The 23,049-nt window shown below is 63.0% G+C and carries 19 protein-coding genes and 1 pseudogene; 2 read left to right on the top strand and 18 right to left on the bottom strand.

What is annotated here, in order from left to right; all coding sequences use genetic code 11:
* Positions 1-164: 164 nt before the first annotated feature.
* The 12 genes and pseudogenes from AC07PZ_RS31370 to AC07PZ_RS31315 all read right to left on the bottom strand — a co-directional run bounded on the left by AC07PZ_RS31370 (position 165) and on the right by AC07PZ_RS31315 (position 10,173).
* The gene (locus tag AC07PZ_RS31370; RefSeq protein ID WP_495299100.1) at positions 165-1,007 is read right to left on the bottom strand and encodes an SDR family oxidoreductase; all 843 of its coding nucleotides are present in this window, start codon (positions 1,005-1,007) and stop codon (positions 165-167) included.
* Positions 1,008-1,044: 37 nt separating this feature from the next.
* Entirely contained in the window at positions 1,045-2,061 is a 1,017-nt protein-coding gene (locus AC07PZ_RS31365) for a zinc-dependent alcohol dehydrogenase family protein (RefSeq protein ID WP_495299099.1), read from the bottom strand.
* A 692-nt stretch (positions 2,062-2,753) separates the two neighbouring features.
* Positions 2,754-4,697 carry a DUF3363 domain-containing protein gene (locus tag AC07PZ_RS31360; RefSeq protein ID WP_495299110.1) on the bottom strand — a complete coding sequence of 648 codons (1,944 nt, stop codon included), beginning with the start codon at positions 4,695-4,697 and terminating at the stop codon, positions 2,754-2,756.
* Positions 4,698-5,174: 477 nt separating this feature from the next.
* Positions 5,175-5,696: a S26 family signal peptidase gene (locus AC07PZ_RS31355; RefSeq protein ID WP_495299098.1), complete on the bottom strand. Its 522-nt coding sequence runs from the start codon at positions 5,694-5,696 to the stop codon at positions 5,175-5,177.
* Positions 5,697-5,704: 8 nt separating this feature from the next.
* Positions 5,705-6,166 (bottom strand): DUF2840 domain-containing protein, encoded by a 462-nt coding sequence (locus tag AC07PZ_RS31350; protein WP_495299097.1) that lies wholly within the window; start codon positions 6,164-6,166, stop codon positions 5,705-5,707.
* Positions 6,167-6,243: 77 nt separating this feature from the next.
* On the bottom strand, positions 6,244-6,516 hold the full coding sequence (locus AC07PZ_RS31345) for a chromosome partitioning protein ParB (RefSeq protein WP_495299096.1): 273 nt from the start codon (positions 6,514-6,516) through the stop codon (positions 6,244-6,246).
* On the bottom strand, positions 6,513-7,256 hold the full coding sequence (gene parA / locus AC07PZ_RS31340) for a ParA family partition ATPase (RefSeq protein WP_495299095.1): 744 nt from the start codon (positions 7,254-7,256) through the stop codon (positions 6,513-6,515). The genes AC07PZ_RS31345 and parA overlap by 4 nt, the downstream gene beginning before the upstream one ends.
* Positions 7,257-7,451: 195 nt before the next feature.
* A pseudogene (locus tag AC07PZ_RS31335) lies at positions 7,452-8,273 on the bottom strand (replication initiator protein A); the annotation flags it as partial.
* Positions 8,274-8,302: 29 nt separating this feature from the next.
* Positions 8,303-8,605 carry a helix-turn-helix transcriptional regulator gene (locus AC07PZ_RS31330; RefSeq protein WP_495299109.1) on the bottom strand — a complete coding sequence of 101 codons (303 nt, stop codon included), beginning with the start codon at positions 8,603-8,605 and terminating at the stop codon, positions 8,303-8,305.
* A gap of 92 nt (positions 8,606-8,697) precedes the next feature.
* Positions 8,698-9,057 (bottom strand): DNA -binding domain-containing protein, encoded by a 360-nt coding sequence (locus AC07PZ_RS31325; protein WP_495299108.1) that lies wholly within the window; start codon positions 9,055-9,057, stop codon positions 8,698-8,700.
* Between the two features lie 256 nt (positions 9,058-9,313).
* Positions 9,314-9,517 (bottom strand): transcriptional regulator domain-containing protein, encoded by a 204-nt coding sequence (locus AC07PZ_RS31320; RefSeq protein ID WP_495299094.1) that lies wholly within the window; start codon positions 9,515-9,517, stop codon positions 9,314-9,316.
* A gap of 254 nt (positions 9,518-9,771) precedes the next feature.
* The gene (locus AC07PZ_RS31315; RefSeq protein WP_495299093.1) at positions 9,772-10,173 is read right to left on the bottom strand and encodes a hypothetical protein; all 402 of its coding nucleotides are present in this window, start codon (positions 10,171-10,173) and stop codon (positions 9,772-9,774) included.
* A gap of 102 nt (positions 10,174-10,275) precedes the next feature.
* On the opposite strand from AC07PZ_RS31315, the gene AC07PZ_RS31310 reads away from it, so the two are divergent.
* Positions 10,276-11,187 (top strand): LysR family transcriptional regulator, encoded by a 912-nt coding sequence (locus tag AC07PZ_RS31310; protein ID WP_495299092.1) that lies wholly within the window; start codon positions 10,276-10,278, stop codon positions 11,185-11,187.
* 140 nt (positions 11,188-11,327) lie between these two features.
* On the opposite strand, the gene AC07PZ_RS31305 is transcribed toward AC07PZ_RS31310, so the two are convergent.
* The 6 genes from AC07PZ_RS31305 to AC07PZ_RS31280 all read right to left on the bottom strand — a co-directional run bounded on the left by AC07PZ_RS31305 (position 11,328) and on the right by AC07PZ_RS31280 (position 22,455).
* Entirely contained in the window at positions 11,328-11,675 is a 348-nt protein-coding gene (locus AC07PZ_RS31305) for a DUF2958 domain-containing protein (RefSeq protein ID WP_495299091.1), read from the bottom strand.
* Between the two features lie 533 nt (positions 11,676-12,208).
* Complete coding sequence (locus tag AC07PZ_RS31300) at positions 12,209-12,517, bottom strand: DUF736 domain-containing protein (RefSeq protein WP_495299090.1); 309 nt, start codon at positions 12,515-12,517, stop codon at positions 12,209-12,211.
* 1,031 nt (positions 12,518-13,548) lie between these two features.
* Complete coding sequence (gene radC, locus AC07PZ_RS31295; RefSeq protein ID WP_495299089.1) at positions 13,549-14,085, bottom strand: RadC family protein; 537 nt, start codon at positions 14,083-14,085, stop codon at positions 13,549-13,551.
* 568 nt (positions 14,086-14,653) lie between these two features.
* Complete coding sequence (locus tag AC07PZ_RS31290; protein ID WP_495299088.1) at positions 14,654-15,349, bottom strand: hypothetical protein; 696 nt, start codon at positions 15,347-15,349, stop codon at positions 14,654-14,656.
* A gap of 691 nt (positions 15,350-16,040) precedes the next feature.
* Positions 16,041-17,597, bottom strand: coding sequence for a hypothetical protein (locus tag AC07PZ_RS31285; protein ID WP_495299087.1), 1,557 nt, complete (start codon positions 17,595-17,597; stop codon positions 16,041-16,043).
* Positions 17,590-22,455, bottom strand: a complete 4,866-nt coding sequence (locus tag AC07PZ_RS31280) for an AAA domain-containing protein (protein WP_495299086.1) — start codon at positions 22,453-22,455, stop codon at positions 17,590-17,592. The genes AC07PZ_RS31285 and AC07PZ_RS31280 overlap by 8 nt, the downstream gene beginning before the upstream one ends.
* A gap of 289 nt (positions 22,456-22,744) precedes the next feature.
* On the opposite strand from AC07PZ_RS31280, the gene AC07PZ_RS31275 reads away from it, so the two are divergent.
* The gene (locus AC07PZ_RS31275) at positions 22,745-23,017 is read left to right on the top strand and encodes a transposase (RefSeq protein ID WP_495299085.1); all 273 of its coding nucleotides are present in this window, start codon (positions 22,745-22,747) and stop codon (positions 23,015-23,017) included.
* Positions 23,018-23,049: the final 32 nt, after the last annotated feature.

The following is a 23,049-nucleotide window of genomic DNA, read 5'->3' as shown; positions in this document are numbered from 1 at the left end:
AGGACTGGCGTGAAAGGGCGCGGATCGCCCAAGAACTATCGTTTTTGCGATGATCACTTGATGGCAGAAATCGCTGAATAGCGGACATCCAAAGACGACTGCCAAATCACGGTTTGGGCCCGAAGCGGAAGTTAGCGAATCCACAAAGAGGCCCTTTCGAGAAGCTAGGTGGCTCTATATGGCTCCTTGGCCTGCGCTTCGGGACCATAGAAGAAGTTGGCCGTCGCGCCGCCGTCGATCAGGAAATCGCTGCCGGTGATGAAGCCGCCCTCGGGTCCCATGATGAACGCGGCCAACGCCGCGATCTCGTCCGGTGTGCCGGCGCGGCCCGCGGGCATCTTCTTCAGCATCCCCTGGTAGAACGCCGCACGCTCGCCATTCAGCTCGTCATGCGCCAGCGGGGTCACGATGATGCCGGGGCTGATCGCGTTGACGCGCGCGCTGCGCTTGGCCCAGTGGATCGCCTCGCCGCGCACCCGCAGCGAGTTGCAGCGCTTGGACATCTGGTAAGCATGCAGTGTGTCCTGCACGCCCTTGACAAAGTCCAGCTTCAACAGATCTTCGGCAGATGCCGTGGCCAGCAGCGCATCCTGTTCGGCGGTCAGCGCCGGCATGCGATAGCCCGACTGGGAGGAGATCACGATGCCCGAGCCGCCCTCGACCACGACCCGCCCAAACTCTTCGAGCAGCACGGCCGTACCGTATAGGTCCACCTTGAGGATGGCCTCGATGGGGGCCTGGCTCGGCGAGACGCCAGCCGCCTGGATCAGCGCCTTGACTAACCCGAGCGACTGCGCCTTGCGGACCACGGCCTGTACCTGGGCCCGGTCGGACACGTCGGCCTGCATGGCCGTGACTTCGAAGCCTGCGTTCTCCAGAACCTTGGCGGCTTCGTCCGCCGAACTCTGGGTGTGGTTGGCCACCAGGATGTGGCGCCCCTGGCTGATGCGGCGAGCGATGGCCTGGCCGATGCCGCCAGCGCCGACGACGACGGTGAGTTCCTTCATTTCATGGTTCCTTGGTTGGCCTGAATCGTGCGGCCCATCACACACGCAGCAGCGTCTTGATGGCGCGGCGCTCGTCCATGGCCTTGTAGCCTTCGGCGACGTCGGCCAGCGGGATCTGCAGGTCGAACACCTTGCCAGGGTTGATCTTGCGGGCCATGATGAGCTCGATCAGATGCGGCAGGAAGCGCCGCACCGGGGCAGGGCCACCTAGCATGCCGGTCTGGGAGAAGAAGAGCTTCTGTCCATCAAACTCCACGCCGTGCGGCACGCCGACGTAGCCGATCATCGATCCCGGGCGCGCGATGGCCAGGGCCTGGTGCATGGACTCGTTGGTACCGACGCATTCCAGCACGGCGTCGGCGCCGATCTGGTCCGTCAGCGCCCTGACCTTGGCCACACCGTCGTCGCCGCGCTCGGCCACGATGTGGGTGGCGCCGTATTCCAGCGCCAGTTCCTGGCGTGCCTTGTGGCGGCTCATGGCGATCACGCGAGCAGCGCCGAGCTGCTTGGCGGCCAGCACACCCATCAGGCCGACCGCGCCGTCGCCCACGACGACGGCGGTGCAGCCAGGCTGTACCTGGGCCGCCACGGCGGCGTACCAGCCAGTGCCAAGCACGTCGGAGGCGGCGAGGAGGCTCGGAATCAGGTCGTCGTCGGGCTGCTGGTCCAGCGCGATCAGCGTACCGTCGGCCAGCGGCACGCGGGCGAACTGCGACTGCGCGCCGGTCATGAACTCGCGCTGCACGCAGGACGACGGAAAGCCGAAGCGGCAGTGGGGACATGTGTTGTCCGACAGGCAAAACGAGCCTACGACGAACTGCCCCGGCTTGACCGAGGTGACGGCGCTGCCAACTTCGACCACGGTGCCGCAGTATTCATGGCCCATGTGCATGGGCGCGGCGATCTGGTTCAGCCCGCGATAGGGCCACAGGTCCGAGCCGCAGACGCAGGTGGCGGCCAGGCGGATGGTTGCGTCCGTCGGCTTCTGGATGGTCGGCTCGGGCATTTCTTCGATGCGCACGTCGCCGGGCGCGTAAAGCTTGGTTCCCAACATGTTGGTAGCTCCTGATGAAAGGTTTGGGGGTCATGCAGCCGGCAGATCGTCATCGCCTTGATGCCGAAGACCTTGGGAAAGGATCGCTGCGATGGGGGATCGCCTATAAATTGCGCGCTCGACGTAAAGGGAGTCGCGTGCTGGATGCACTTTAAGCGCGAGCATGCAAGGGGGACAAGAAGGGTCATGCTTGCAACAGTTGAAAGCGCGGCTTGCGAATGAGAAGCCGGCAGACGGCGGATTCCGTTTTACCGAGGGGGCCCCCCGATAGCAGTGGCCCTGATCTAGCTGCTCGCAGATCGTGACATCTTCTGATCAGTCTGTTAGACAGTCTCTGACCGATTGATCTCGAAGACTCGTACTCCACCAGATCCACAACGCTTTCAGTTTGGTCTTTGCTTTGATAAGCACGAAATCGATACTCGAAACCCGTTGAGTGAATCCTGTGACGCGCCTCAATGTCCGTATCTGGCCGATCTGAGTCGTACGTAGTTTTCATATGAAAAGCCGCAGCTGCTGGGCCGACGTTCAAAGTTGCGTGTTCGCCGGCAGCCTAGAACTCAACCTGCTGCTCGTCGGCCGTTGGACGTATTGGGTGGGTGGTGCCATAGTCAGGCATTGACGCGTCAGCCCAGTGATGCGAATCTAGCGGTTCGAACGCAGCTGCTGTCTCCACAACTGGCGACGCCGCTTCACACCGATGGTCCGCGCTGCCGTCCGATATGCCAAGTCACAGACGAGCCACGCACCACCCCTGAGACCTGCTGCCCTAGGCGCGGCTCTATCACCGGCCGCCATGGCACCAGGCTGAAACCCATCCCATCGTCGAGCATGGCGAAGCGACCGCTGGTGAGCTCGACAGATCGGCGATACACACCACTGGCCTGCTGACCGTCTTGCACCGGCCTGTAGCTCAGACCGGTTTGATCCTGGAGCCTCTTGCCTGCGGTCACCAGTTCGCGGTCGCGCAGGGCTGCCAGCAGATTGCGAGCGAGGACGACGCGCTGGCCCCGACGCTCCACCAGACCTTGGTCTTCGAGAAAATCCACCCGGCTCCGCATCGCATCGTGCACTTGGGCGCCAAAACCTTGATTTGCCACGCGGCCATCAGCGACCAGATTGCGGTCCAGCCAAGTCGCCCCCATGGCGCGCACTTGTTTTTCGATGGGCAGGTGCGAGCGAAGTTCGATCGCCCAGCCCGCCGTCTTCTGCGCATCGTGCTGCTGCGCTCGCCGCATCAGGTCATCCGGAATTTTCCAGATGCCATCTGCCATGCGCTCCACCACACCGGTGCGCCGCAGCGCTTCGAGCCGGCGCACGTGCTTGTCAACGGTGGCCTGCGGATCGCGATGCGCAGTCTGCTTGAGTTGAGCCAGATGGTTTGCGGTGCTGTAGATGCCATCTACCGACACGGCCACGATGTCGCGGTCCACTGCCTTTAATTGCCCCGGCGACTTGGCCTCCACGACAGCATTCACAGGAAGCTCAGTCAGATCGGCACCGACCGGCAGTCTCAGGTAGTGCGCTCGTCCATCGACGCCATCCACGACCAGATAGCCGCGGTCATGCAGTTCATCGGCCAACCCCTTGCCAGCGATGCGGCCAATCACGGTGGCGCCGTTAGCGCCTCCTGCGTCATGGACCACCAATTCACGTTGCAGGCCTTTGAGCGCCCGGCGCATGGTGTCCAGCACGTCTGCGTGTTCTCCCATGCGGTTGAGTGTGGCCGCCATACCGACTTGGACCTTCCACCGATTCGCGTCCACCCGCTCGGCCAGCCCCATGCCTTCGAGCCGCTGAAGCCGCGCACGCAACAGATTCTGGCGCTGCTGATCCGGTGACACTCCCTCAAGTTCGACGCCGTCCGGGCCTGCTTGCCGGATCAGCGCCCGATCCAGGCTGGTCAGCCGCTGCTGCTCGACCTCGCGCATGAGGCCCTGCCGGATCTCAAGTTCCGTGCGCGGACCTAGCCACTCGTTGGCGATCTCGCTGGCACGCCTGCGCATGCCATGCGCCATGTAGTCCGGGGCGATCACGAGATCACTCCCGTCCCCTGTGTGGCCGTTCAGCACGATGTGGGTGTGCGGGTTGTCCGTGTCCCAGTGATCGACGGCAACCCAGTCGAGTCGCGTCTCCAGATCGATCGCCATGCGGCGCATGAGCTGACGGGTGAAGCCCTTGAGGTCTTCCAGCTCCAGACCATCCTCGGCCGAGACGATGAAGCGGAACTGATGACGGTCGCCCTGCCCGCGCTCCTGGAAAGCTTTCAGGTCGGCCGTGTCGGCATCTTGCCCATAGGCCTGGCCCTTCTGACCACTGCGCGTGACCCCATCGCGTTCGATGTAACGCAGATGGACAGCCACAGAGTTCGGACTGGCGCGCCGTAGCACCACGAACCGGCTCTTGATGATCACGCGCCGGGCGTTCGCCCCCAGACGACGGCCCGCCATGGTGGCCGCGACGCGGCCTCGGCCGAAGGTGTTGGCAGGCTTCCCCGCATTCCTGCCAGAGCGCTTCGCTCCAGCCTTCGACACCTGCTGGAGCACCTGCGAAACAAAGCGCTGTGATCGGGCGCCCCCACGCGACTTCGGTGCCCCTGGCTTGACGCGAAAGCGGTCCTCGTCACGGCCGGCCAAGCTGAAGCCCCGAGCGCATCGTGGCGCACGCCATCGCAGACGGCACGCGGCAAACACCGCAGCCATGCCGGTTTCCGTGTTCGCACGGCACATGCGAGGCCCCTCGCGGTGCCGAGCCAAACCCACGTGCAGACTGGCTTGCAAGGGCGCGACGTGCCACCCCTTTTATCTGGCCCTCTGTCTTCGCCCCTCGCATCCGCTCCCGGCTCCGCCTCCCCGCCAGCCGCGCACGGGGTGCGCAGCGCAGCCTGGAAGGCTGCGAGGGTGCAGCAGGTGCTGCACGCTGGCGCCTGGTCCCGCGCATGTTGGAGTCCAGCCGGAGCATTGCTTCGGTTGCAGTACGGCGGCATGGCTGGCTTTCGGTGGGATGCAGCATCGGAGCACGAACGTTGCGACCTCGGTGCATGCGTGAGCGCCTGGCTGGCGGCAAGTCGGACACGGGCGTGACGCAGCGACGATGTGCCGGATGGGTCCATCTCATGACTTGCTCCACGTCCACAGGGGCGTCGCAATGCCGAGCACGGCGGATGCGTCGATGGGGCCGAAGTAGCGGCTGTCGAACGACGCCGGATTCGTATCGCTGAGCAGGAACAGTTCGTTGTCGCCGAGGGCCCGGTGTTGTGCCCAGGCCGACAACGGACGATGCTTGCCATCGTGCGCACGAGCGGTCGCCACAGCTGCGCCGTCGATGCGCACGACCTGCTCCCGAACACACACAAGTTGCGTAGCGACGGCGCCGATGCGCTTGAGGATCGGCACGCCTTCGGGCAGGTAGCCACGTTGTGCCGCAAACGCGGCTACTTCGAATGGAAGCCGGGCCAGCACGATCCTGCCAACGCGCAGCGAGTCAGAGTCGACATCGGTCGTGATGCGGTACCAACCGCGCGCGACGCTGTCGCTCGGGTTGTAGACGATGCGTGCTTGAAACCGGACCAGCATTGGCAACACGAGTACTGCAAGACAACCACCGATGCAGATCAGCAATGTGTGTCGCTTCATGGCCCGCGTCATCGCAGCGCTCCGCGCGCAACGTGCGCCGCATGGCGCTCGGCCGTGTATGCCGGCAGCGGCAGGCGTACACCCAGGCGATTGCCGACAGTGCGCCAGTAGGTGGCCGCAGCGTCAGAAGGTTCAATCCCTGCAGCCTCGATGTCGTCGATCAGGTCGAGCACGGCCTTGACCTGCTGCTCGCCGCCGGCGCGCAGCAGGATGCGCGCGCCCGGCGACACGCCAGCAATCCTCTGGGCGTCTTGCTGCATATGGTCGAACGGCATCGGCGCCTGTAGCACCATGAGCTGCCAGAGTGCGGTGCCGTAGTCGTTGCCGATCCACTTAATCCGGCAGCAGATCGCAGCTTGCGCGAGCACCGCGACGCGCCGCCGGCGGTCCAGCTTGATCTCGCGCACGGGCTTGCCGAAGCGCAAGTAGACGTTCACGTGATGTTCAACGAAGGCGAGCGAAACCCTCATGTGGATCGGCTGCTGCGGCTGCGCCGCCTGAGGCCAAGGCCGCTTCGAGGTTGACGCGCGGTTTGCATTCCGCATGCTCATGCTCTGCCCTCCGCAAACTCCCGCTCCAGCAATTCGCGCAGCATGTCGGCCGCTGTGATGCCACGTCCGAACGCGATCACCTTGATGCGCCCACGCAGCGCAGGCGTCACGTCGATGGTGAGCCGTGCGGTGAACACGGTGCTTTTCGCGGGCTCGACGGCAGCGCCGCCATCGTTCTCCCGATGCACCCAGGCTGTCGCCGGATCGGCTGCCGGTCTGCGCCCGATCGGTGCGCGGCGCGATGCCTTCGATGGTGTAGGCGCAGTCATCCCAACACCTCCCGCACCGCTTGCACGAGCGCCACGATCTCGCGCGCAGCCGCGCACTGCGGCGTCACTTCGCTCACCAGCAGGCCAGCGGCCACGCTGTCGGCAAATACGATGCGCTGGCAGATCTCAGACGGAAGCGCGGCAAATGGTTGATCGGCCAATGCCTGCCTGGCCTCACGGCCGATCACGGTTCCGACGACGCGCCGGTTGATCACGAAGGCCGCGCGAAGCTGCGGCCGGAAGACTCTCGCTTCGGCGATCAGACTCACCATCTCCTGCGTGGCCCACACGTCGTAGGCGCTCGGCTGTACCGGAATCAGCACCAGATCGGCGGCCAGCAAAGCGGAGCGTGCGAGCGCCGCGACCCGGGGTGGGCCGTCGATGACGATGTAGTCGGCATCCATCGCGATCCCTGGCACTTCCCGGTGCAGCGTATCCCGCGCCAACCCGAACACCCCGTAAAGCCGTTCCTCGCCGCTTTGAGCGCGCCGTTGAGCCCAGTCCAAGGCCGAGCCCTGTGGATCGGCATCGAGCAACGTCACGCGGCTTCCCTGCATCGCCAGCTCGCCCGCCAGGTGCGTGGCAAGCGTCGTCTTGCCAGCGCCGCCTTTCTGGTTCAGCACGGCGATGACCTTGCCGATCAGCCCGGCTTGCCTTTCTGGATACCGGCTTTCTGCAGCCTCGGATGAGCCGGTGCTCGTTTTTTGAGCAGCGACGCTCGACCCTCTTCTTTTATTCATAGAGTTAGTCCAAGTTATGTATAAAAGTTAAGGAAGCCCCAAACCGTTGCCTGGCGCGGCCTCCGGGACGATTCGTGCCGGTGATCTCCCGATAGGTTCGCCGGTGATCTCCCGACTCCCGCGCCGGGGATCTCTCGAGCTCGTCCACACGCCATCCACAGGTTCTTCAACATCTCCTGTGGATAACTCGTCCTGCCTTGACGCGTCATCGATAGGCCGAAATGCCAGCCATTCGGCGCGGCCGGACCACTCGATGGCAAGCCAGTAGCCAGGCAGCGCCTGTCGTATTGCCAAGCCGCGCAGGTGCAGTGCGAAGTCACGGTATCGCTGCAGGCTCCCGGATTTCACGTGCAGATGCCGCATGTCGAAGCGCCACCCGTTGCGCTGCCTGCCGCCATGCTTTCGCACGATGCGGTACAGCCAGCGCTCGATGCCACCAGTGAGCCGGAAGTACTTGCGGTCGAGCGTGAGCACCAGTGCGTCGTTCATCACGCCGGAATAGAACCAGTCCGGCAGGATCAGCTCGATGCCGTCCGACCTGCCGTCAGGTCGCACGTGGTCCTGCCACTCGTTGATCCACGAGAAGCGGTGCATGCGCTTGCCCGCCTGGCGGATCGAAGTCAGCACCGTTGTGGACTGCAGGCGGTCCAACGAGGCGCGCAGCGCGAGGTATTCGGTCTGACCGGTGCCGCGCTGGGCGAAGCGCAGGATCTCGTACGGTGTTGCCGCCATCAGGCGCGACGTGGGCCGGCCTTCATCGCGCGCCTGCACGATCTGACTCGCAGCCCAGATCAACACGTCGGCATCCCAGATGGTGGCGATGCCGTGCTCTGGGACGCCTTCCACGGTGAGCGCGACACCGCCAGCCTCGAAGCGGATCGGCACAGTGCGCCGGGACTTGGCCAGACTGAAGAAGGGATAGGCCATCAGGTCCTGCGCATCGCGCAGGGCCATTTCCTCGGCCGGCAGCGCGCGAAACAACGCGAGCTGCTCGCGTTCGCTGGAGCGCTTGGACATGGCGGACCGCTTCAGTTCAAGGAACAGGCTCAGCGAACCGAATCACGGACGACATACCCCGGGTCCGAGGTCATGCCGAAGGTGTTGCTGTCGGCCCAGGCGCGCAGGTCCACTGCGGCGTAGACGACTCGCGCGCCGAATTTGCGAAACCGCGGACCGCCACCCAGCACCCGCTGCTTCTCCAGCGTGCGAGGCGACAGCCGCAGGAATATCGCCGCTTCGTCGGTGGTCAGGAATTCAGGATTTGCGGCTGCTGGCACCAACTGCGCCGGAGCGGGCTGCGGCGCATCAGCTGCAGCGCCGCGCGAGTGAATCGAATGTCCGACTGCCATGAAGACCTCCATCTCGGTGGATGGGCCGCAAACCATTCGCAGCCCGATGGAGGCAGTCTCGGAAAATCGACAGCGCCTGAGCAGGGAGAGATTCAGCGCATGGGTTTGTCTCCGGGGGCACCAGCTTGTGCGTGGCGTACCCCGGCCAAGCTCAGATAGTCCCGACGCATGAAACCCTCGGCCCGAGCGACGATGTACCGTACCTGCGCTCGCAGGACGCCATCGGCATGCCACTCCTCGAGCACGGACTCGATGCCGAAGAGCGCGATAGCGATGTCGCGATGGGAGGTATCCGCTTGCGTCGCGTCGAGTGCCTGCAGCGCGCGAAGATGCAACAGCCCGGCACGAGAGACGGGCCGCGCATGCAGGCGATGCAGCGGATCGCCATCGAGCAGCGACGACAGCGCCTGGAACTCTGCAATCTGGCCTCGCAAGTGCGGGGTCAGCGGCACGGTGCAGATGTAGGTCGAACCGTTGGCCAAGCCCCCGTCCAACAGGATGCGCGCATGGCGAGTGCCAATCGACGTGGTCAGCACCGCATCGCTGCTGCCATCCAAGCGCTTTCTGCCCGGAACGCGCCAGAGGTCGAAAGCCCTGGCAGTGGGGTCACTCGCTGACGCACGGCGCGCGTGCAACGCGCGAACGTGCAACAGATCTGCCGCGTCCGTTCGCCAGAGCGGACGTGCGTCGCGCGCATCAAGGCGTGGGTCATCGGCAACATCGCAAGCCCCATCGATGCAATGCAGCTTGCCGCTCCCATAGTCGGCCACGTTGCCAGGCTGCGCGGTAGCCGGGATGGCGTCGCAGATATTCCCAGGCGAGCGCAGGGCCGTCGAGGTCCAGCGTGTAAAGGTAGGCGGCTGCAGCGCTCCAGGGTGCGGCGAACCCGTCGGCATCGGAAAGAGTCGTCATGGCACGCACTCCGTTCGGTGGAACAGGAACATTGCCATGGTTCGCTGCTGCGTGGGCGGCTTTTGAGGCTAAGGGGATCGTTCAGAAAGCGACCGCACTGGTGAACCGTCGACATCGCGGCCGCGTGAACGCTTAGCGCCCGTGGTTGAGAAGAGCAACGGCAACGGCGAACTCGCCTGTCGGGGACATGGCTGAGGGTTGGCACCCAGACCCGTTCCGGCGGCCGAGTCCGCGGTCTCGCAAGACTGCCGTTCTCAGTCACGGCCAAACCATCGGGCCGCTGCGTCGCCCGTGTCCTGCGGCGTCGTGTTGAAAGCGATGGCTGTGCCGGGCGCGGCCCTGTGCACGGCGTTCACCAACTGCTCGAAGAGCAACAGGCTCTTCGGCGGGATGCGGATGCCGCCGCCGATCACGACGCAATCGAAGGCCTTACCGGCGAGCTGCTTCGTCACCATCTTCGTCGCCGACGCATCGGGCGGCACAAGGCACAGCTCGGCGTCCCAGCCGCGATCTGACATCTGCTGCATGCCAATCGCGATGCCGGCATGGATCTTCGCGGCGTCGAAGCCGGGCGGCAGCGCCGGGTCCGAAAAATCGACGGTCTCTGGCTGCTGTCCGATGAACAGGACGCGCTTCGAGTCAGTGGATGAGGTCATGAAGATCTCCTGGTGGGTTGAACATGACTGAAGGTTAGACCGTCTCCACAGTGGCGCATAGACTCCAGTTTTTGGATACTTCGTCTCATTTCCGGAACATCCATGGACCTTCATGCCCTGCCCGATTTCCATCTGGTCGCCATCCACGGCGGATTCGGCCGCGCCAGCCGCGCGAGCGGCCAGCCGAAGGCGACGTTGTCGCGCCGCGTTCGAGAGCTCGAGAAGAGCCTGGGCGTGCGGCTGATCGAGCGGGGTTCGCGCACGCTGCGCCTGACAGACGAAGGCGTCGCGCTGCACGCGCGCACCGGCTCTCACCTAGGCGAGATCACGGAGGCTCTGCAGGATGTCAAGGCCGGGCTGGGTCGACCAAGTGGCCGCTTGCGAATCAGCGTGCCGCTGTTGTTCGCGCAGACGAGCCTGGGCGCGCTAGCCGCCGCGTTCCTGGCCGCGTTTCCGGAGGTGCTGCTGGAAGTCGCCACCGACGACCGCTTCGTCGATCTCGTCGCCGACGGCGTCGATGTCGTCATCCGCGTGAATCCGCGTCCGGACAGCGAACTCGTGGGACGGTGCTTTCTGCGCAATCAGCTGATGCTGGTCGCACCGCCCGGCTTGGCGCGCCCTGTCGTCGAAGCTCAACCGGACAGACCAGACCGCTTCCCCGCGGTCATGCGCACGGGCGCATCGCACGACGAAACGTGGCATATCACCGACGAGAGGACGGGCCGGGAGCGTGTGCTCCATCCGCAGGCGGTGCTGCGCCTGGCGTCGCCGCTGTCGGTGCGCGATGCCGTTCTGGGCGGTGCGGGGGCCGCCATGATTCCGCGCACGATCGCGGTGGACGCACTCGCGTCAGGCCGGCTGGTGAGCTGGGGGCTGTCGACCGCGCCGGCGACAGAAGTCTGGGTGCTGCATGCATCGCACCGACTGGTGAGCCCCAAGGTCAACGCGTTCGTCACCTTCGTCTGCGACTACTTCGGCGAGGACGCGCATCGTGACCTGCTGAGTCACGGTTGAGCGGACGCAGCCTACAGATCGATGCCGGTGCCACAACGTTTGATGCCGCGCCGGCGCTTGCCTTCTGCGCCGCCGGGCGCACGATGCGCGCCGAGAACGGCATCGCCCAGGAGGCTCACACATGCAGTACCACCCAAAGGCTAGGCGACGATGCGCCCGGCCATCCGGGCTTCACGTGCATACGCGCCGATGGATTTGTCGGCCTTGAAGTGGAGATCACGCTCCACCGGCAGGCGCAGTGCCCCCCGCAATGCGGCCAATTCCGACAGGCTCACCCAGCCAAGCTCCGGAAACCCCAGGTTCAGATCGGCCAGTCCGAAGGCGTGGTCGTCGTCATGTGGATCGATGCTCGAGATGAGCCAGGTCGCTCCGGCATCAGGCGTGAACAGCTTGATCACAGGTCGCGGATCGAAGTCCGGGTTCTCGATGGATTGCCGGCCGTTGGCCAGCAACTGCGCACGTTGTTCGTCAGTGATGAGCTTCGTCATGTCGTTCTCCTTGAACAGAATCCGGGCAGGATTGCCCGAGACCGAGAAGGGGCACGGCGCAGCGCAGCAGTCCAGGTTCGAAGACGGCCGTCAGGACGCCAGCGTGCGGCGCACGCGCAGACCTTGACGGCGAGTACGCCGTGACACGATGAAGGTCACAGCAAGCCAGCCCCGCCTGCCTCGGCAAGCACGGCGCGCAGGCGTCAGCGATCGGCGTCCGCAGGGGCGAGACACCACCCCCTTGGTGGCTCGATGTTCAGCACAAGAGCGCGGTCCGGCATCGCCGGAGACGCACGTATAGCCGCAGAACCTCCAATGCGCTTCCGCTCGAACCCGATGAAGCGCAAATCCTCTTCTGTTCCTTTACGCCGATCTGCACAGGCACAGAAAAACGAAAGCGGCTTTACGACGAAGCACGGATGAACAGAACAGACCGAACGCGGCGTGGTTCGCAGCGGCACCGTTCGATGCGGTCCAGGCAGACGGTGAACAGGCAAAAGCCCCGCCGCGCGGCGGGGCCTGCAGGGCGACGCTCAGTCGCCCCGGCTGCGCGACCAGATCAGGTTGTGCGCACCGTCCTCGTCTTCGACCAGACGGGCATAGATCGTCGCCGGGAACGACGGGTCATCCAGCGTCACCGAGACATACGAACGGTCTGCACGGCTGAGTTTTTTCCAGCCCGCGCCGATGTCGAATCCACCGGCCGCGACGATGCGGTAGTCCGGTGCGTTCTCGCTGCCCTTGTCGTTGGGCACGATCTTGACCTTCACGTTCAGCGTGAGGGTGCGAACCGTGCCGGTGAAGCTGTTGTTCTGTGCGGTGAAAGTGCCGATGTGAGCCATGATTGAAAAGTCCTTCGAGGTTGAGCCCGGTTCCGCGCCCATCGCGGCCTTGGCGTGAACCGGACGGCGCGGTGCCGGGCGCGTCGCACCCGCAATGCAATGGAGGGCCGCAACGCAGTGGAGGACCGGCAGGCACGGGAGATTTGCCTCGCGAGGAATGCGCACAGCGCAGGGGAAATCTCTTGGGCAGGCCGGTTGCGGCGAACAAGCCCGAGGCGCACCGACCGCAGAGAGCGTGCGCCGTGCCCGCGCCAGGATTCACGGCAAATACAAGGCCGAGGGAGCGGACCTGCCTCGCCAAGGACGGATCGCATGGCCCAGGCATCTCCACCGCAGAACAGCGCCCCGGCACGGATTCCGCAGCGCCGAGCGTCAAGCCAGCTGTCCACGAGACAGGTCAGGAAGCACCGCCGGATCGATGCGGCCGACCGGTGTCTTGCCGCTCCGGGAAAAGTCGGCATGCGGCCCGCCTGTCGGTAAACTGCCGTCGACTCGGCGGTATCCGCCTGCCGCCGTCGAGGACGGCCTGTTCATCACAACCCGCGCAGTGAGATCGGTCAAACGTCTACGCACCACGCAGTCGGAGCGCCATGCCTGAGAGCTCGGGCAACGCCCGCTGGCATCCAGAAGTCAAGGCGCGCGAGGCACATCTGCCGCGCAGGTTACGCCAATGAAATCGGCCGCGCATGGGAGAAGGCCTCGGCCGAAGCCGAAGCCCATGCCCATGCCCATACTCATGCGGTAGCCTGCGTCTCAGCGGAATCTTGGGCCTGGACACGAGATGCGCTGAGACCAACGCCGCGCGGCGAGTGCCCATGCGAGCCTCAGGTACGCATGGCTGGAGGGGAGCAGAGCGCGCAGCGCGCCATCGGCCCGATGCACAGGTCGATCAGGCAAAGCCTGTTCGGAGCGACTGTCCGGGCGCCGCTTGCGACGCGGCGGGCCGGACCGCGGGCCGCCGCCTGAAGTCAGGACACGCGCGCAGCGCGTATGCCGAAGAAGAAAACAAAGAGGGCCGAAGCCCTTGCTACCTACATGAGCCCCCTCTCGGCCATCGACAGAACCGAGTCTGCCGTAACGATCAGGTGATCCAGCACGCGCACGTCGACCAGTGCCGCCGCCGCTTTCAGCGTCTGCGTCAGGAGCTCATCCGCCCGAGACGGCTCGGCCGAACCACTCGGATGGTTGTGCACCAGCAGCAGAGCGCTTGAATTCCGGCTCAGCACATCCTTGACCACCTCGCGCGGATACACGGATGTCTCGCTCACTGTGCCCCGGAACATCTCCACGTAGTCGAGCACCCGGTGCTGCGCATCCAGGTGGACAACAGCGAAAATCTCATGCTGCAGATTCCCCAGCCGCACCCGCAGGAAGTACTTGACCACCGCCGGCGACGTCAACACTTCAGTCCCACGCATCCGGCCCGCCAGTACCCGCTGCGCGGCCTGCAGGACCTCGTCGGCCTCGGCCGGACGGTATTTGCCCGCGACGTCACGCACGAGCAGTGAAGAGGCAGCAGAGGAAACGGCAACGAAGGAATCGAGGGAAGAGAACAGATCGTGCGTCATGGTGAACTCCAGTGATCGGGCGGGATTGCCCGAGACCGGAACCGGCACGCCGCAGCGCAGCTGTCACAGGTTCGAAGACGGCCGGCAGGACGCCAGCGTGCGCAGCACGCGCAGACCTTGACCGCGAGAACGGTGTGCAAGGATGAAGGGAACACAAAACCGCCCTCCTCCCTCACACCACCTCGCATTGCATGGGCAAGCGCAGCGCGCAGCGGCGTCGCCGCGAAGGCATCAGCGACGGGAGCCGCAGGGATGACGCTAACGGCGGCTCGGTACGCAGTACGTACAGCGCGGTACGGCCTTGCCTAGTGATGTGAAATTGAGACTATTGCAGCCGACCATATGTAGCCAACTTCCACGACAAAGACAAATGAACCTCTCGTATAGGGAACGAACTTGCATGCTTCCTCGTTCAACACACGAGCGTCCGGACGTCGGCGCAACTAGCCATGCCGTGTTATCTAATCGGGCAACAGGTCGTCCCAGAGAACTCGCAACCGCCCAGCCAGGATCGCTGTGTTATCCCGGAGGCAATGTTTGCCAACAGGCACCACCTCAGCAAAGCACCTCAACTGCGCCAGCGGTCGAAAGAGTTGTAGTTGGGACGACCTCTAGATCGGTTCAATTTACCAATGATCGTGGCGTCTATCCGCCGCCGCAGGAACCCGACGACATCTTCGAAGCGCTCCTCGCCAAGGAGCTTCCACTGAGTACGGAACTCTCTCTTGAGAGCTTGGTGGATCGCTATGTATTTGAATTCCGTCTTACCTGTGTGGTCGGCCTTCTGATACTCCTGATACCGATCAATCAAATGCTGGCAGTACGCAACCTTCTCGCGCGCGGCACCTATGGAGCCCATCGGAGGCTGAATCGACGGCCCCTTTGACTTGGTGTTCTTGATATTGACCGTCTGGGCCTGTATGACTCCCGGGCTCTGAAATGCGACATTGCCCGAGTTCCCAACGATGGTCACGTCGCCGAGATTGATCAGGAGCTGCTGGGCGATTCGTGCGACGGAAGGCGATATTTCCGCAATGCCCTTCACCTCATGCGCCCGCTTGATGGATTCCAGCCTCGCAACGCTGAACTCTGTAGTCTCCGTATCGATAATCTTGTGGTGTCGGCCGCACATGAGTACCAGGTTTGCCGCGGCATGACGTGCCTGGTCAGTTTGGCTGACGTCATAGCGAGGACCCTTTGAATTCGCAGCGCGAATGTGGCAAACCTCTCCCGTCACGGTTCCACTGTCTTCGGAAAGAGGCACCGTGCAACCGGGGAATGCACACAGATTCTTTGATCTTGCGAACAAAGCCTTCAGAGTAGGAAGCGCGGGACCAGTCATGCCAATATTGTGGCGGCAAATTTTCCTACGCAGCTCTCGTACTGCCGGCGTATCGCCTCCGAGTCCGGCCGAAGTTGAGCGCTGGCGGGGAGTTGCAGAATCTGGCCGTGGAAGCGACCGTCCGATGGTCATGCCTGCGTAGAGACGGCCACCGTCCACCTGGTCGGGCCCACCCTCAGCGACCGAAGATCAAACGACGTGGATGTCCGCTCGCGGCAGCCAGCCATTGATTGCGTGGTTGGTGCAATCACCACGGTACGGCTTGATGTGCGCTCGTTTCAAGGTGTGGTTAGCACCTGTCACCGCACAACATATGTCGCCCGCCGCAGCGACTCGCAACTGTATTTGGCTGCCCTTCGTCGCGCGATGCTGACCCACACGCGCTCGCGATGATCGTCTTCGTTGCCGACATCGAACTCTCCAGCCTGCAATGCCTCGAGCTCACGCTGAAGATGCACCAGCTCGGACGAGTTAGTAACCAGACAGGGACACATGCACGAACAGACCGCGCTCCCGCATCCAAGATCTGACTAACGCCTCCAGCACATCGTCAATCCAACCACTCAGACCTTGGAACGACAGCGGCGACTTGCAGTACGCCATGCCTGTCGCGTCAGCGCTCAGTATGACCATCGAGGAAAGTGAAATCGGATAAACGCACGTCCTCGATCTTGAGCTTGCGCTCCTCCGCGGTCTCCCCGGCGCCGCGCCGCATCATGTGGAGCGCAGAGGACAATGCCGATTTCGCGAACGTCGCCAGCTTGCGCAGCTTGTCGGGAGACTGGCTGACAAATCCCAGAGGGACGCTGTGTCTCTCGGCCGACGGGACTGACCATTGGTACATGGCGGCACCAAAGACACCGGGGACCAGCAGCGCCTCAAAGCTTTCGTACTTCGGCATGGGAGGCCCGAAGGTGACCGCGCTGAATCCGGCGTCGATCAGCAATCGACCGCGCTTGTACAGGCGCTCTCTCGGCTCGTCCTGCTGGCAGGGCGCGACACAGACGATCGCGATCGGCGAACCAGCTATGCCTTCCCTGAAAGCCAGCCGCAGCGCCTCAAGCAGGCTCCGGACCAACTCGGTTCTTCCCCACAGCTCCGATTCAGGGATGACCCACAGCGCGGCCGGCGCCTGCGTCGAAGCATTGCCGCCGACGCGCTTGATCTGGGACAACGCCTTGCGCAGGCTCTCCAGCAAACGTGCCTCGGACTTCGGCATGTACAGCGCGCCCAGCACCGCGCGGCTCTGACCACCGTCGTAGTTCGCTCCGTCCACGGCGCCATGCACGTCATGCACGTACTTCCCGAAATCAAAACCCGGCTCTTTGCGAATGGTCAGCCGGCTGCCAACTTTGACTACGGTGCCAGCCGCTGAGCCTTCGCTTGCCTCACGCAGGTAGCGTGCCAGCAGTTCGTCCTCGAAATACTCCACGAAGTGGCGCAGGTGATCGGGACGGGCAGACAGTGTGCCGATGCGGTCGGCCGTCAGCGTCCGGACTTGAGAGCGCAGGGACTCGGGCAGCAGGTCAAGCTGGGCGTCGATCTCAAAGTTGACATTGCCTTCGACATCAACCTCGAAGTGGACCGGCAGAGGCACGTTGAACGGGCGCCCAGCTCGGATGTCGTCGACTTTGTAGCAAGAGTAGGCCCGGCGGCGATCGCCTTCATGCTCCAGCCTGTCGATGTCCAGAAAATGCTGATGAAACGCCACCTCGGCGCGCTCGATGGTGTTGCCGTCGTCATCGCTGGTTGCCCACTTCAGCTGCAGCGAGTTGTCCCAGTAGGTGTTCGACAGCGCCTTGGGCAGCGGCGTGAACGTGAGCAGCTCGAAGACCGGACGGCTCTGGCGTTCTGCGATGCGAGTGAATCGTGGCAGGCCATCGGACGACGAAGTGAAGCGAGCCTCCGCGTAAGAAGTGAGTGCGATGCGACCGCTCGCCTCGCCGACCAGTCCTTCCTCGCTCAGCAACGCGATCAAATCCTGCAATCCACGGGGTGTAAGCCCGAAATACTCGCGCAGCGCACTCACCTCAAGCGGGCCACTCAGATGCAGCAGCCTTACTGCAAAGTCGGTCATAACCGGCACTTGGCGGTCGATAGAAACGTGACACCTGACGTAGAAGAGTTGCGCAGGGATGGCCACCGCCACGGTGTTGAAACGCTCACGCATTGGCAAGGCTCCTCTTCAACTCTTTGGAGGGGACGAACGCGGCCTCGCCTTTCGACTCCAAATTGATGACCTCGTCTAGCACCATCTTCATTGGCGTGGAGATCTTACCGGACCACATGGCGGAGGAGCTCACAATCACAAGACGGTCCTTCGCCCGGGACATGGCCACGTTGATGCGCTCTGGTTCGCTAAGGAAGCCCACCGTTGGCTCCGTGTCGTTCCGCACCACCGACAAAACGATGATGCGGTTCTCTTTGCCCTGATAGCTGTCGACCGTGCCCACGGCGAAACGGCCGCGGAAGCCTGCCGCCCACTCCGCCTGCTCGAGCTTGCGGCGGATGAGGTCACGCTGCGCGGCGTACATCGCAATGATCCCAATAACAGGCTCGTGCTCGCCGTCGCGCTGGGCGACGTGCTGCATGAAGCTGTCAGTGCCGACGATCGCACGTACGACCTCGACCACGGCAGCTGCCTCGGCCTCATTCTCGAGTGCGCCCTCGTGGGAGCCGGCGGGCCGATGAAAGGCTCCGCGGCCTTGGTCTTGTGTATCGACCCAGACGACCTGCTTTGACAGGAAGGATGGCAGCGCGGCATATTCGTCGCCAGGCGGCTCGCGCCCGACTTCGAGGGAGCCCTTGTAGAAGCAGTGAGAGACCAGCTGGTTGATCGATGCCGCCATCCGATATTGCGTCCTCAGGGTCCGTCCCACCGTCTGGCCGTATTTCGACGAAAAGGCACGTTGGAAGTTGTTCATGCGCCGGAAATCCCGGCGGGAGATGCCCAACAGGCCGGCAGCCTGCTTTTCGACCTCGCGAGGATATGAGGGCGGCAGTTGAAGGTGGTCGCCCACCAGAAGCACTCTTTTGCCCGCCTGCATCGCGACGACGAGCTCCATGGGTGAGGCGCGCGCGGCCTCGTCCACAATGACCCAGTCGTAGGGTACGTCCACAATGCCCAACGCCTGCTTGCCCACACCCACGCAGGTTCCGGCGACCACGTTGGAGCACCGCGCAAGGTAGGACGTGAAATTCGAGTGCGGGCTGCGCAGCACCTTCGAGAACTCGCTCGACAGTCGGGCGATCTGTCCTAGTCGCGTGCACTTCGCCGGACTAGGCGAACCGTGCTCAAGGGCAAGTTCATCAAGTCGGCCCTGCAGCGCATCCGCAAGGTCAGAGTACGCTGTGACCCTAACCTCCAGTCGGCCTGCGAGCTCCAAAAACACCTGGCGCAGGCGCTCGACGTGTTTATCCGAGGAGTCGGTCGACTCGGTGGCGTTTCCACTCAGATGTTCCATTCGATGAAGCAGAGCGCCGAGCGTTGTGTGTAATTCGATTGCGGCACGCACATAGCCCTTGGGCAGCCCCATCGCCCGACCAACCGCGCGCACACGTTCCTTAACTTCGGCGTCGAACTCTTCGCGATAGCTCTGCCTGATCGAGTCCTCCTGGACGCTGCGCAGCGCAGGCGAGACCATGGACTGGAGGCCGATGCGCACCATGGCCACCTCCAGTGACGAGCTTCGCACAAGGCCTGCCACCTTCTCCATCACGTTGTTGACCGCCTCGTGGGACTGGCTGACTATAAGGATATTGCCGGCTAAGGCCTTAGACAGCAGCAGGTGAACGAACGAAGCGATGAACTTGGTCTTACCAGTGCCGGGTGGGCCCTGGAGCAACGAAACCGGGCCATACGCAAGGGCCGTCTTGAGCGCCTCCTCCTGCGTCGCGTTGAGTTCATATTCGTCGAGGTCCAGATGACCCATATCGTTCGACTGCCGAGGGGTCCGAGTTGTTTCGGGATCGAAATAGTCAACCATTCGGGGGATCAGCGCACCGCCCGCGAGCACCCGTTTCATGGCCGCCACGCGCCGTTCCGAGGCGACTTTTTCAAGTGTGCCGCGCAGGTAATAGGTGCTTCCCTCTCTGGGCGAGAAGCGCATGGTTTGCGCGCGCGCCTTCATTAAGTCCTTGCCGATGTCGGGAAACACCCTTGCTACGGTGTACCAGCGCTCAGTGCCTTCCTGATGGTCGGAGCGACGCTCCACCAGCTCGATAGTTTCGTCTTCAGAGAAGTCGAAGACGCCACCTTCGCAGTCAAAAGGTATAAGCCAATTGCCGCTCTCGGGCGGGATCTGCTTCACTCCAGAACGAACCGTGATGGCGGTGACGTTCATCTCGTCGGTGTTGGCCAGTACAGTCCACAACGCCGATGCGGTTATCACCTCCAGCGGAGACTCCCCACTGCCGCGTGCGTACGGATCTGCGCCGTTCCCCGGAACGACTTCGCCAGGCGAGGCCTCATCTGCAGCTGTCTCATCAGACGCATTTGCAAGATAGCGCTGGTAAAGGTAGTCGCCAAGCTTGGCCGCGTCCAGCTCCTCGGCGAAGCTGACCCGCAAGACAGCGTTCAGCGAGAAACTCTTGGTCCGATAAGCGTGCACGTACTCGTGGTGCTCGACGTTACTCACCGACGCATCGATGACGACCTCCTCGTCCGGATCGAACTTGATCGTCAGCGACTGTCGTATTCCCACGACGATGAAGCGAAGGTGTCCGGTTTCACGGTTGCGCGTTACTCGGACCGAAAACTCGCCGTTGTTCGGCACCAGATCCATCGTCGTCCCGGCCGGCCGGCCGCGCTTCTTCAGCACTGAACTGAACGCCGGCGCAAAAGGTGGCTTAGGCTCCAATTCACCCTGCAAGGTCTCTGCCAACAGATCCAGCGGCGGCAACGCCTCGGTCAACTCAACGGCGCGCTTGACATCGTCGCGCGTGCCGCCGAATTCGTTAGACAGCAAGTCGAGCACAAGAATGCATACGGCATAAGCATCGCGATGCTGAGGTGATGCAGTCTCAAGCGCCGGCGGCACCATTCCGACCGTCACCCCCTCATCGCCGTCAGCACTGAGATCCGGGATATCGACCAGTACGACGCGGACCTGCTCATCCCCTTGTCCAGGTGCCACGATCACGTTGACCGCCTTCACATCGCCGTGAGAAAGACCTAGGATGTGCAACCGCTGAACGCAATTTAACAGCGCAAGGGCGATCTGCCCACGATGTCGAGAGTCCGGTTCTGTAGCCAACCATTCGGCGAGGGTCAACCCCTCGACCCAGCGAGTAACCAGCATGAGGCCGAACGGCCCCACACCGAAGTCCAGGACCTCTGGCGCGGCGTCGAAGCCGGATTGGCGGAGCGAACGTGCCTGGCGCAGGAAAGCCAGCAATCTCAGATTGCGAGAGTCGTACTTCGCGTCAAAGGTCAGCTTCTGCCAGCACTTGACCAGCACGCGCGCACCATCGCGATCTGACTCGTAAACCATCTTGCCGGCGACGTTGGAGATTACCTTTTTGGCAGGCAGATTGAACGGGCTGGCTTCGGTCTTATAGACCTCGAAGTCGGTCTCCCGGACGTCTGGTCCCGAATCGACTAACAAGCACTCGTTCAGCGCGTCCAGCGCGTCGGTGGCGGTCTGGTACCGTGCCGTGGGCTCCCAGTCCATCGACTTCGCATACCAGGAGCCGAGCGCAGGCACGGCAAGCGAATCGTTGGCATCATAGATCGGCACCCGATTTACGCGCTCGAGATCCTTGCCCTCCAGCATCTCGAACACGAGCACACCCAGCAGGAAGACATCGCGGGTGAACGGATCGCTGGTGCGCGGCCGGCCATCGATGCCATCGTCCTCCGGCAGATCGATGGAGCCAGTCTCGAGTTCGACCCGGTGGACACCGACCGTCTGGCTCTCGGGAATGCGAGCGGCGGCAAAGGTCGACAAGATGACACGTGAGGGTTCGATCACCCACAGCGTGCGGCTGGTAATGTCGCGGTGCGCAATGCCCAAAGTGTGCAGCTTGGAAAACCGGGCAAGGATGCTTTTGGCTAGGCTGCACCGTTCCTGCATGGTCATGGCGGCATTGCGCACGAGATGCTCGCCGAGCCGTTCAATGCCTGTGGGCAGGCGGTAACCCTCGACAAAGTTCGTCGTGATGTCATCCGCCGTCGCCGAGCCGATGGGCTCAAGGAGATCAGCGTGTAGTTCAGGCGCTTGCACGCGAAGAGCTTCGTTCAGTCGCAGCTCACGCAGACCAATCGTTTGGCGTTCGAGGGTTGACGTGCCGCCTTGAGCGAGCTCATGGAAGTTCCACTTGCGCAGGAGCGCCTTGGAGCTTCGGCTCTCCTGATGCTCTGCGCGGAACTCTGACCAGATCTTGCGTGGATGCCTGTAGTCCTCAAGGTCATCGACCTGCTCGAAACCGTTGAAAACGGTGCGCCGTCGCAGTACCGCAGGGTTGCTGTTGGAGAACAGGGAGTCGTACTTGGAGCGCAAGTCAAGCGGGCTGCAGGACTTGGAATACATGCCTGGCGGCGTGTCTGGAAAGGCCTTCTTGTATCGCCCGACGTCCGACCCTGCTTTCACGAAGTCAGGCAGCATCATGACGAATCGTCGCTGTTCGTCGGGGAATCCCACCAATCGGCAATGAGGGTGGCACAGCAACACCAAGCCTTCGACGAAGGGGATCTTGGTGCCCGCAGGCAGCTTGTTCTTCAGGAAATCCCGGAGTGCTCTGGCCTTGTTGTCAGTGACATCGACCGGTGACTTGCTCACCGTGCCCTTGTGGACCCATTGGCCATCCGTGTAGTGGATGTCACCGGCCCAGTTCTTCAGCTCGACCACCAGAATGCGGTTCGTAGTCAGCAGGAGAAGGTCGACGTCAAAAGGAATCTTTGAGCCGCGCGTCAGCAAGCGGAATGCAGCGAAGGCGCCCCAAGCACTGGGCAGACCATGCTCGATTTCGCGCAAGGCGGCATGTTCTACCTCCAGCACGCCTTGCGGGCTGAGATATTTGATTCGCACGGTTGGACCTCCCAGCACTACTTCATGTTTCGTCGACACCGACCGGCTAGTCGACCTGGAGATCTGACGACTCTACCAGTTGGTAACGTTTGTAACCGAAAACTTCTTGCAGTTGAGGCTCCGCAGCGGCACCGGAGCGTTTTGGTGTCTATGAGTGCCGGCGCGCGTGCGCCGTCAATTTAGGAGGTAGCCAAGACGCTGGTGCGGCCCGCAGGTGAAGCCGTGAGCATTCTGAATCGCCCCGGGATTGAACTGAACCCCAGAAGTTGGACAAACTTCAAAGGGTTCCATGAGGAAGTACGAAACAAAGTTCAAGCTCAAGGTCGTTGAGAGCTTCTTGGCTGGAGACGGCGGCGCGAAGCTACTCGCGAGGCGTTGGTCAGTGCCCGAGGAGAAGATTCGAACTTGGGTTAGTCACTACCGATTGCACGGAGTTGCCGGACTGCAGCCAAAACGCAGCGCCTACACTGCTGATTTCAAGCTCCAAGTGCTGGCGCATCAAGATCGTGAGAGGCTCTGGCCAGCGACAATTATCTTGAGCGCTCGACGACAACTATCGTGAGCGGTTGACGCACGCAGTCCGGGGTGCGTTTG

It is taken from the genome of Variovorax sp. GW821-FHT10B04 (genome assembly GCF_059415645.1).
The sequence above is the reverse complement of the archived record's forward strand: the minus strand, read 5'-3'. Positions and strand labels throughout refer to the sequence as shown.